A 10,400-nucleotide genomic window follows, 5' to 3' on the forward strand; every position below is an offset into this window, starting at 1 on the left:
CGTGCCCTGCTTGGGGTCGNTGCGTCGTCTTCGCCAGCAGTTCAAACTGGCTTTCTTGCCGCCGATCATCACGCCCTTGCGTTCAAACTCGTCGATGGCCATGCGCGCACCGTTCTCGTTGTCCTTGCCCAGGTGCGCAATGCCGCCGCTGGTCGGCCCGACGTGACCGATCTTGACCACCAGGTCTTCAGCGTGCACAGCACCCGCCAGCAGAGCCACCGCAGCGGCCGCGACCAGATTCATTTGAATCTTCATGAACTCAGTTCTCCGAGGGTTGAGAAAGGCACGCGGGAAGCCGCCGGAATGGCAGCCAGGGTGTGCAGGCGGACACCACTTCTCCGCTGGAAACACGGCCTGCAGGAAAACAGGAGCGAGTGAGACTCACTCGCCGAGGTAAGCAGCCCGCACCTTGGGGTCGCTCAGCAGCTCTTGCGCCGGGCCGGTCATGCTGACCTCGCCGGAGTCCAGCACATAGCCCCGGTCGGCCAGGGCCAGCGCCCGGCTGGCGTTCTGCTCGACCAGCAGCATCGTCGTGCCCTGCGCGTGGATGGTCTGCACCACCTCGAAGATCTTGTCCACCATGATCGGGGACAGGCCCATGCTCGGCTCGTCGAGCAGCAGCACCTTGGGCCGCGCCATCAGCGCCCGGCCCATGGCCAGCATCTGCTGCTCACCGCCGCTCATCGTGCCGGCCAGTTGGTGGGCCCGCTCCTTCAAGCGCGGGAAGATGCCGAAGACCTTCTCGATGTCGGCCTCGACCTCGTCGTCCTGGCGCACATAGGCGCCCATCTGCAGGTTCTCCACGATGGTCATGCGCGTGAAGGTGCCCCGCCCTTCGGGGATCATCACCAGGCCCTGGCGCGCCAGGTCCCAGGCGCCCTGGCCCTTGATGCTCTTGCCCAGGAATTCGATGTCGCCCGCGGCCACCGGCTGCAGCCCGGTGATGGCCTTGAGCGTGGTGGTCTTGCCCGCGCCGTTGGCCCCGATCAGGCTGACCAGTTCGCCCTCGCGGACTTCGAAGTCGATGCCCTTGACCGCCTGGATGCCGCCGTAGGCCACTTTGAGGCCGCTGACCTTCAGCAAGGTGTGTGCTGTCATGTCTGTGTGCTCTTGTCTTGTGCGGGTCAGTGGTGGCCGGCGCCCAGGTAGGCTTCGATCACCTTCTCGTTCTTCTGCACTTCCGCCGGCGTGCCTTCGGCGATCTGCTTGCCGTAGTCCAGCACCGTCACGCGGTCGCACAGGCCCATGACCAGCTTGACGTCGTGTTCGATCAACAGGATGGTGCGCCCGTCCTTGCGGATGCGGTCGATCAGCTCTCGCAGCACGACCTTCTCGGTGGCGTTCATGCCCGCAGCGGGCTCGTCCAGCGCGATGAGCTTGGGGTCGGTGGCCAGGGCCCGGGCGATCTCCAGGCGGCGCTGGTCGCCGTAGCTCAGGGTGCGGGCCTTGTAGGGGGCGTACTTGCCGATGCCCACGTAGTCCAGCAGCTCCTGCGCGCGCTGGCGGATGGCGGCTTCCTCGGCCTTGAAGCCGGGGGTGCGCAGCACCGCGCCCAGCAGGCCCGAGCCACTGCGCACGTGGCGGCCCACCATCACGTTCTCCAGCGCGGTCATCTCGGCGAACAGCCGGATGTTCTGGAAGGTGCGCGCGATGCCGGCCTTGGCCACCTGGTGCACGGCCTGCGGGGTGTAGGCCTGGCCGCCGAGCATGAAGCTGCCGCCGTCGGGGGTGTACAGCCCGGTGATGACGTTGAAGAAGGTGGTCTTGCCCGCGCCGTTGGGGCCGATCAGGCCGTAGACCTGGCCAGCGTGGATGCTCAGGCTGACGTCGCTGAGGGCCTGCAGGCCGCCGAAGCGCTTGGAGGCGCCCTGGACCTTGAAGACTTCTTGGCTCATGGTGTGGTGTGTCCTTCTTGTTCTTGTCGGGCTCACTTGGCCGGGGCCGGGGCGGCCTTGCCGTGTTCCGGGGCGGGCCACAGGCCGCGCGGGCGCAGCAGCATGATGGCGATCATGGCCAGAGCGATGAGCAGCTGGCGCAGGATGGCCGCGTCCAGCCGCCCGTCGGTCAGGGTCTGCAGCGGGCCGGCCACGTAGCGCAGCACTTCGGGCATGGCCGCCAGCAGCACCGCCCCCAGGATGACCCCGGGGATGTGGCCCATGCCGCCGAGCACGACCATGGCCACGATCATTTCCGATTCCATCAGCGAGAAGGATTCGGGCGAGACGAAGCTCTGGAAGGCCGCGAACATGGAGCCCGAGATGCCGCCGAAGGTGGCGCCCATGCCGAAGGCCAGCAGCTTCAAGTTGCGGGTGTTCAGGCCCATGGCCTTGGCCGCGATCTCGTCTTCGCGGATGGCCATCCAGGCCCGGCCGATGCGCGAGTCCGCCAGGCGCTGGCAGATGATGACGGTGACGATCACCAGGGCCAGGAACAGGTAGTAGTACAGGGTGACCGAGGGGATCTCGTGGCCCAGGACGTGCAGCGGTTCGCTGAAGTCCAGGGAGCCGATCTTCATCGGCTCGATCTGGCCGATGCCGCGCGGGCCGTTGGTGATGTTGATCGGGTATTCCAGGTTGTTCATGAACACCCGGATGATCTCGCCGAAGCCCAGGGTGACGATGGCCAGGTAGTCCCCGCGCAGCTTCAGGGTGGGCGCGCCCAGCAGCATGCCCGCGCCGGCCGCCAGCAGCGCCGCCAGCGGGATGACCGCCCAGATGGGCGTGTGCAGGCCGTTGGGGAAGATCGCCTTGATCCACTCGAAGTTGTCGGTGAGCTGCGGGCTGGCCAGCAGCGCGTACATGTAGGCGCCCACGGCGTAGAAGGCCACGTAGCCCAGGTCCAGCAGGCCGGCGTAGCCCACCACGATGTTCAGGCCCAGGGCCAGCATCACGTACAGCAGGGCCAGCGCCATGATGCGCACCCAGCCCTGGCCGAATTGCGCGGCCCACAGCGGCAGCACCAGCAGCAGCACGCCGGCCACCAGGAACACCACGATCTTGGTTGTCTTGTTCATCTCTGCAAACATGGTCTGGGGTTCCTCTGCGTCAGGCGCGGTCGGCCACGCGTTCGCCCATCAGGCCCGAGGGGCGCAGGGTGAGCACCAGGATCAGCACGAGGAAGGCGAAGATGTCCACGTACTGGCTGCCGAAGACGCCGTTGGTGAGGTCGCCCAGGTAGCCCGCGCCGATGGCTTCGATCAGGCCCAGCAGCACGCCGCCGACCATCGCCCCGGTGAGGTTGCCGATGCCGCCGAACACGGCCGCGGTGAAGGCCTTCAGGCCCGGCAGGAAGCCCATGGTGTGCTGCACGGTGCCGTAGTTGAGCGCCCACATGATCCCGGCAATGGCCGCCAGCGAGGCGCCAATGACAAAGGTCAGCGAGATGATGAAGTCGGGCTTGACCCCCATCAGGCCGGCCACCCGCGGGTTCTCGGCCGTGGCGCGCATGGCCCGGCCCAGCTTGGTCTTGTTGACCAGCCACAGGAGCGCAGCCAGCACCGCCACCGTGGTGCCCAGGATCAGGATCTGGGTGACCGTGATCACCGGCCCGTCGGCCCACAGGAAGAACACGTTCGTGGGCAAGAGCGGCGGGAAGGGCTTGGGATTGGGCTTCCAGATCATCATGGCCAGGGTCTGCAGCAGCAGGCTCATGCCCATGGCGGTGATCAGCGGCGCCAGGCGCGGCGCGTTGCGCAGCGGCCGGTAGGCGATCTTCTCCACCAGGAAGTTCAGCACCGAGCAGGCCACGATCGCAATGGGCAGCGAGATCAGCAGCAGCGCCCAGCCCGGCAGCCCCGTGTCCGCCAGCGCCGTGACCACCGACCACGACACCATCGCGCCCACCATCAGCACCTCGCCGTGCGCGAAATTGATCAGGCTGATGATCCCGTACACCATCGTGTAGCCCAGCGCCACCAGAGCGTACATGCTCCCCAGCACCAGCCCGTTGATGATCTGTTGAACGAAGATGTCCATTCAATAACCTTGTGGTTGTGCGGCGAACCGCGTCCAGACAATGACACCCCCTATCGCACAGGCTGTGCCAGCTGGGGTAAGCACCAAGATGGGTCAGGGATTACCCCGCCGCTTTCGGGCCAAAAACACCTGTTTGCCCCGCCCCGGTGCCCTGCCATGCACGTCAGCCGTGCGGGCATGGGGCGATGATCCGCACCCCACTTTCAGCGGCAAGTGCGGTTTTCCACACCACCACCTCCGCAGCGCGCCGAAACACCCCACAGAACCCGCCGCCAGGCCGGTCCGGGAGCGTCGGCTTTGGGCACACTACGCACCCTGATGCCCGCGTCCTTAACCGTTCTGTCCCCGCCAGATGCCCAACCGCTGCGTCAGCGGCTGCTGCGTTCAGGCCTGCTGCTGCTGGGGGTGCTGGCCTGGGTCGCGCTGGGCAGCTGGGTGGGCTACCGCTGGAACGAGCGGGCGGGGCTGGAGAACCTGTCCGCCGTGGCCAACGAGCGGCTGGAGCTCTATGCGGCCACGCTGGAATCGGAGCTGGCCCGCTATGCCTATCTGCCCAGCCTGATCGCGGCCGACACCGATGTCCGCGCCCTGCTGCTGCACCCCCAGTCCGACGCCGCGCGGGAAGCCGCCCGCCTGACCCTGGCCCGCATCGGCGTGCGCGCCGGGGCCTCGGAAGTGATGCTGACCGATGCCGAGGGTCGCCTGCTGGTCAGCAGCGACCCCAACGGCGGGAACACCCCGGCCGCAGAGCTGGCCAAACCGGCCGACCACTTTGCCCGCAACCCCGGGGATGGCAGCACCGACTATCTCTTCGTCCACCCGGTGGTGCTGGAAGGCAGCAACCGGGGCCGCGTGGTGCTCAAGCTCAATCTGGCCCCGCTGGAAGCCACCTGGGTGGACCTGGGCGCCCGCTCGCAGAGCGAACGCCTGCTGGTGCTCGACGAAAGCGACACCGTGGTCATCACCTCGGTGCCCCGCTGGAAGTACCGCTGGCTGGCCCCCAACCCGGGCGAGATCGGTCCTCTGGGCCCGCCGCCCCAGGCCAACGGTCAGCTCCAACTGGCGGTGGAGCGCCAGCTCAGCCCCTCGGTCAGCCTGGTGCGGGTGCCCACCGAAGATGGTGCCCTGCCTCCCCGCCTGCTGCGCCAGGAGCGCGCGCTGTGGGCCCTGGGTGGACGGCTGCTGAGCCTGTCCGACCCGTCCGAGGTGTGGCGCCAGGCCCGCACCGCTGCCTGGGGCGGCGCGGCCGCTGGCGCTCTGGTGGCCAGCCTGCTGCTCTACCTTTTCTTCCGCCGCCGGGCCGAGCGCCAGCTGCTGCAGGCCCGCAATGCGCTGCAGCAGACCCACGACCAGCTGGAACGCCAGGTGGATCTGCGCACGACCCAGCTGCGCACCGCCAACGAGGAGCTCAAACGCCAGATCGCGCAGCGCGTGCTGGCCGAGGACGAGCTGCAGCAGGCCAGCAAGCTGGCGGTGCTGGGCCAGATGTCCACCGGCATCTCGCACGAGATCAACCAGCCGCTGACCGCGCTGCGGGTGCTCTCACGCAACAGCCTGCGCCTGCTGGAGGCCGGCCGCCACGACGACGTGGCCAGCAACCTGCGCACCATCGACGAGATGTCCGAGCGCATGGGCCGCATCGTCACCCAGCTCAAGTCCTTCGCCCGCAAGGACAGCTTGCGCCAGCAGCCGGTGTCGCTGGCCCTGGCCGTGCGCAACGTGCTGCTGATGCTGGACCACCGGCTGCGCCACCAGGACGTGAAGGTGGTGCAGAACCTGCCCGAGGAGCTGAGCGCCCAGGGCGACGCCAACCGGCTGGAACAGGTGCTGCTGAACCTGGCCGGCAATGCGCTGGACGCCATGGCCAGCACCGATGGCGCGGTGCTCACCTTCCAGGCCTGGCGCGAAGGCGAACGGGTGTGGGTGGCGGTGGAGGACAACGGCCCGGGCATCGACGAGGCCCAGATGGATCGCCTCTTCGAGCCCTTCTACACCACCAAACCGGCGGGCCAGGGCCTGGGCCTGGGCCTGGTGATCTCGGCCAAGATCGTGCGGGAATTCGGCGGCACCCTGCGGGCGCAGCGCACCGCCCAGGGCATGCGCTTCGAATTCGATCTGGCCGCCGAGGCCCCCTCCCCTGCGACCGAACACGGGCCTGCCGGCCCTTCCGAGGATGAACATGTTTGACGGCTACCACGTGATCTACATCGAGGACGACCCCCCGGTGCGTTCCAGCGTGGCGCAGACGCTGGAGCTCTCCGGCCTGGCGGTCAAGGCCTTCGGCACCGCCGAGGACGCCCTGCCCCACATCACCGAAGGGGCGCAGGCCATCGTCATCACGGACGTGCGCCTGCCGCGCATGGACGGCATGACGCTGCTGGAAAAGGTGCAGGAGATCGACGCCGGCCTGCCGGTGGTGGTGGTGACGGCGCACGGCGACATCTCCATGGCGGTGCGGGCCATGCGGGCCGGGGCCTACGACTTCCTGGAGAAGCCCTTCGACCCCGAGCGCTTCGTCGAGACCGCCATCCGCGCGCTGGACAAGCGGGTCATGCGCATGGCGCTGGAGGACCTGCGGGCCCAGCTGCAGCAGCGCATCGGCATCGAGTCGGTGCTGCTGGGCCATTCGGCGGCCATGCAGGAGGTGCGGCGCAAGGTGCTGCGGCTGGCGGCCACCTCGGCCGACGTGATGATCCTGGGCGAAACGGGCACCGGCAAGGAGCTGGTGGCCCGCTGCCTGCACGACCAGAGCAACCGGCGCGATCGCAACTTCGTGGCCATCAACTGCGGCGGCCTGCCTGAAACCCTGTTCGAGAGCGAGCTGTTCGGCCACGAGCCGGGTGCCTTCACCTCGGCGGGCAAGCGCCGCATCGGCAAGATCGAGCACGCCAACGGCGGCACCCTGCTGCTCGACGAGATCGAATCCATGCCGATCCAGATGCAGATCAAGCTGCTGCGGGTGCTGCAGGAACGCAAGCTCGAGCGCCTGGGCTCCAACGAGGAGCTGCCGATCAATCTGCGCGTGGTGGCGGCCACCAAGTGCGACCTGCGCGAGCTCAGCGAGCAGCAGAAATTCCGCGCCGACCTCTACTACCGGCTGAACGTGGCCCAGGTGCAGCTGCCGCCGCTGCGCGAGCGGCGCGAGGACATTCCGCTGCTGTTCGAGTACTTCGTCGGCCAGGCCGCCGAACGCTACGAACTGAGCGCGCCGGAACTCAGCCCCGAGCGCCTGCGCGACCTGATGGCCCACGACTGGCCGGGCAATGTGCGGGAGATCCGCAACGCCGCTGACCGCTTCGTGCTCGAAGGCGACCTGGGCGAGCTGCTGGCGGATGCCGGCAGCGAGCCCGTGCCGCTGGCCCAGCAGATGGACAAGGTGGAGAAGGCCCTGATCGAGCAGGCCCTGCAGCGCTGCCAGGGCCGCATGCAGGACGTGATGCAGCAGCTGGGCACGCCCAAGAAGACGCTGTACGACAAGCTGCACCGGCACGGGATCGACCCCGGCCGCTTTCGCTGAGGTTCTAGCGGTACACCGTTGGGTCCGGCGAATCGGTCGGGTGCGCGATCACCCGCTGCAGCGCCGGGCTCATCGGCAGCTGCAGGTTGATGTGCCGTGGCGGAATGGGCTGCAGGAACCACTTGGCGTAGATGGCCTGGATCTCGCCGCTGCGGTACAGGCCCGCCAGCACCTCGTCCACCAGGCGCTTGAACACCGGGTCGCCCTTGCGCAGCACCAGGGCGTAGGGCTCGCTGGTCAGCGGGGTCGGGGCGATCATGTACTCGGCCGAATCGGGCGCCTCGGCCATCAGGCTCTGCAGCAGCACGTCGTCCATGGCGTAGGCGACTGCCTGACGCGCCGTGACCATGCGAAAGCCCTCGATGTCGTAGAGCCCGGCCAGGATCTTCATGTCCAGCCCACGGCGGCGGTTCTCGGCCTGCAGGAACTGGATGCTGGTGGTGGCCAGGGTGGTGGCCACGGGGCGGCCCCGCAGATCGTCCAGGCTGAGCACCGGCGCGTCCTTGCGGGACAGCAGCTTGCTGCTGGCCACGAAGATGGTCAGCGAAAAGGCCACCTGACGCTCGCGTTCGACGTTGTGCGTGGTGACCCCGCACTCCAGATCGGCCGTGCCGTTGGCCACCAGCGGCAGGCGGGTGGCCGAGCTGACCCCCATCATCCGCACCTCCAGATCGGGCATCTCCAAGCGCTGGCGCACCGCCTGAACCACCTTGAGACACAAATCCACGCTGTAGCCCACCGGCTGCCGATCCAGGTCCAGGTAGGAGAACGGCGGCGAGGAGAGCCGGTAGCCCACCGTGATCAGGCCGGTGTCATGGATCTTGCGCAGCGTGGAGGAGGCCCTGAGGAGCGGCGGCTCTTCAGCAGCCGCGGCCTGCCCCCCCCCTGGCCCGAGGGCCATGGCCAGGAAGAAGAAGGACAGCAGGAAGGGGGTTGCGCGGACAGCCATGGGGAAACCTGCGCGCGATTGTGGCAAATCAGAACGCCGGCCACTATGGCATGACAACCCACCCCCAGCGAGGCCATCACGCTTCGTGGATGGCCTGCATGCTGTTGCCCGGGAAATCGCCCAGCTCGAATGGCTCAAGGCGTCCGCCCAGATGCCGTGCGAGGAAGGCCTCCATCTTGGCATTGAACAACAAGCGGTTGGGTTCGCGTGCGAAACCATGCCCCTCGTCCGGGAACAGCAGGTAGGTCACCGGGATGCCGCGCTGCACCAGCTGCTCGACCATCCGGTCCGACTCCGACTGTTTGACGCGCGGGTCGTTCGCCCCCTGCGCGATGAGCAGAGGATCAACAATGGCCTGGGCCTGGTGGATGGGGGACACGGCCCGCAGTGCGGCCTGCCCGTCCGGCGTGGTCGGGTCTCCGACGGAGCGGTGCAGCATCTTGCGCTCATGCTCCCAATGGGGAGGAATCGCGTGCAGCAGCGTCTCCAGGTCGGTCGGCCCGAACATGTCGATGCCGCATGCGTAGCGGCCCGGGTGCTGGGTCAGGGCGGAGAGCACGGCAAAGCCGCCATAGCTGCCGCCTACGATGGCCAGGCGCCGGGCATCGGCAATGCCCTGGGCGATGGCCCAGTCGACCGCGACCTCCAGGTCATCGCTCATCTGGCGACCCCATTGCCCGTCGGCCGCGTTGATGAAGCGCTTGCCGAACCCGGTAGAGCCGCGGAAATTCACCGAAAGCACCGCATAGCCCCTGTCGGCCATCCACTGGTGCATGGCATTCAGGCCGAGGGCGTCGCGCGACCAGGGGCCACCGTGCACCAGCAGCACCAGCGGCACCGGATGCAAGGCCTTGAGCGGCTCGCCCGTGTCGACCGCCCGCGGCAAGGTCAGGTAGGAGACCAGCGGCAAGCCGTCCCGCGCCTTGACGACGACGGGCTGCATGCGGGCCAAGGCCACACCGGCCAGATCGGGCCGATGGACGACGAGCGTCTCCAGCGTCCGCGCATCCCGATCATAGAGATAGGTGGTGGCTGGCGAGGTGTCGGAGGCGCTGCCGATCAGCCAGGTACGGTTGTCGGCGGTGCGGCTCGCCAGCGACCATTGGCCTTCGAACCGGCTTTCGAGGAACTCGATGTCCGCCCGAACCGACTCGTGCAGCACCTTCCAAGTGGGCCGCAGCCAGTTCACCGAGCAGGCCACGGGCTCGAAGGTGTCGGCATCGGTGAGCGTGCCGCCGATGTCCGCATGCGCATCCTCTGCCATGACGCGCACCGCCGCGGTGGCCACATCGGTCACGACCAGCGCAGCCTTGTCGCGCCCACGGCTGTCCAGCCCGTAGATGGAGCGGCCATCCGCGCTGAGATGGAGCCACATCGAGGTGCGGGCATCGTCAGCCTCGATGGTGCTGACGACCTTCCAGCCCGTCTGGCCATCGCGGGCCAGAAGCTGGCGGCCGCCATCCCGGGTCCGGCCAATGGCAAAGTGGACCTGGTAGTCCAAATCGACGAGGAAGCCGGTGAACCCCGGGTTCTCCAGCACCAGGGTGCGCTCACCACTGGACAGGTCGATGGTGTAGAGGTCGAAGTGGCGCGGATCGCGCGCGTTGATCTGGACCAGGATGGAGCCCGGGTGCTTGCGGCTGACCGAGACCACATGGGTGGTGGCCTGCGCATCTGGGCTCAGGCAGCGCTGCTCTCCGGTCGCCACGTCCACCGTGTAGAGGCGGAAATGCTCGTCCCCGTCCCTGTCCTGGCTGAACAGAAGCCGGCTCGAATCGCGTGTCCATTGGTGGCCCGAGACCCCGCGACGCTGATCGAAGGTCAGTTGGCGCGGTTCGGCCGAGCCGTCCCGTGGCCTCACCCACAAGTTCATCACGCCCCCGGCGCTGGTCGACGAAACCAGCCACCGGCCGTCCGGGCTGATGGTGGTCGCCCCCTGCGCCGGATCCCGAAGAGAAGG

General features: G+C 67.9%; 8 protein-coding genes and 1 pseudogene. 2 read left to right on the plus strand and 7 right to left on the minus strand.

Translation table 11 applies throughout. The features are described 5' to 3' along the window. The 5 genes and pseudogenes from I73_RS28155 to I73_RS15060 all read right to left on the minus strand — a co-directional run. Positions 1-243 (minus strand): annotated as a pseudogene (locus tag I73_RS28155) (branched-chain amino acid ABC transporter substrate-binding protein); the annotation flags it as partial. 138 nt (positions 244-381) lie between these two features. Beyond that, the gene (locus I73_RS15045) at positions 382-1,098 is read right to left on the minus strand and encodes an ABC transporter ATP-binding protein (protein ID WP_199899067.1); all 717 of its coding nucleotides are present in this window, start codon (positions 1,096-1,098) and stop codon (positions 382-384) included. A 26-nt stretch (positions 1,099-1,124) separates the two neighbouring features. Then, the gene (locus tag I73_RS15050; RefSeq protein ID WP_022981375.1) at positions 1,125-1,895 is read right to left on the minus strand and encodes an ABC transporter ATP-binding protein; all 771 of its coding nucleotides are present in this window, start codon (positions 1,893-1,895) and stop codon (positions 1,125-1,127) included. A 32-nt stretch (positions 1,896-1,927) separates the two neighbouring features. Continuing rightward, the gene (locus tag I73_RS15055; RefSeq protein ID WP_026096780.1) at positions 1,928-3,013 is read right to left on the minus strand and encodes an ABC transporter ATP-binding protein; all 1,086 of its coding nucleotides are present in this window, start codon (positions 3,011-3,013) and stop codon (positions 1,928-1,930) included. 31 nt (positions 3,014-3,044) lie between these two features. Continuing rightward, a complete protein-coding gene (locus tag I73_RS15060) occupies positions 3,045-3,974 on the minus strand; it encodes a branched-chain amino acid ABC transporter permease (protein WP_022981377.1) in 930 nt (309 codons plus the stop codon). Positions 3,975-4,292: 318 nt separating this feature from the next. Here I73_RS15060 and I73_RS15065 point away from each other — a divergent pair, with 318 nt between their 5' ends. Beyond that, positions 4,293-6,161, plus strand: coding sequence for an ATP-binding protein (locus I73_RS15065; protein WP_022981378.1), 1,869 nt, complete (start codon positions 4,293-4,295; stop codon positions 6,159-6,161). Next, on the plus strand, positions 6,148-7,491 hold the full coding sequence (locus I73_RS15070) for a sigma-54 dependent transcriptional regulator (RefSeq protein ID WP_022981379.1): 1,344 nt from the start codon (positions 6,148-6,150) through the stop codon (positions 7,489-7,491). The genes I73_RS15065 and I73_RS15070 overlap by 14 nt, the downstream gene beginning before the upstream one ends. 4 nt (positions 7,492-7,495) lie before the next feature. On the opposite strand, the gene I73_RS15075 is transcribed toward I73_RS15070, so the two are convergent. After that, positions 7,496-8,440 carry an amino acid ABC transporter substrate-binding protein gene (locus tag I73_RS15075; protein WP_022981380.1) on the minus strand — a complete coding sequence of 315 codons (945 nt, stop codon included), beginning with the start codon at positions 8,438-8,440 and terminating at the stop codon, positions 7,496-7,498. A gap of 76 nt (positions 8,441-8,516) precedes the next feature. After that, positions 8,517-10,400 (minus strand): S9 family peptidase (locus I73_RS28160; protein ID WP_022981381.1); only part of this gene is annotated, 1,884 nt, incomplete at its 5' end.

This window comes from Ideonella sp. B508-1, from assembly GCF_000333615.1.
Taxonomy (GTDB): Bacteria; Pseudomonadota; Gammaproteobacteria; order Burkholderiales; family Burkholderiaceae_C; genus Ideonella.

Coding starts and splice junctions, on each gene's coding strand:
- I73_RS15045 (WP_199899067.1), bottom strand. CDS start 1,098: ATGACAGCACACACCTTGCTGAAGGTCAGCGGCCTCAAAGTGGCCTAC.
- I73_RS15050 (WP_022981375.1), bottom strand. CDS start 1,895: ATGAGCCAAGAAGTCTTCAAGGTCCAGGGCGCCTCCAAGCGCTTCGGC.
- I73_RS15055 (WP_026096780.1), bottom strand. CDS start 3,013: ATGAACAAGACAACCAAGATCGTGGTGTTCCTGGTGGCCGGCGTGCTG.
- I73_RS15060 (WP_022981377.1), bottom strand. CDS start 3,974: ATGGACATCTTCGTTCAACAGATCATCAACGGGCTGGTGCTGGGGAGC.
- I73_RS15065 (WP_022981378.1), top strand. CDS start 4,293: ATGCCCGCGTCCTTAACCGTTCTGTCCCCGCCAGATGCCCAACCGCTG.
- I73_RS15070 (WP_022981379.1), top strand. CDS start 6,148: ATGAACATGTTTGACGGCTACCACGTGATCTACATCGAGGACGACCCC.
- I73_RS15075 (WP_022981380.1), bottom strand. CDS start 8,440: ATGGCTGTCCGCGCAACCCCCTTCCTGCTGTCCTTCTTCTTCCTGGCC.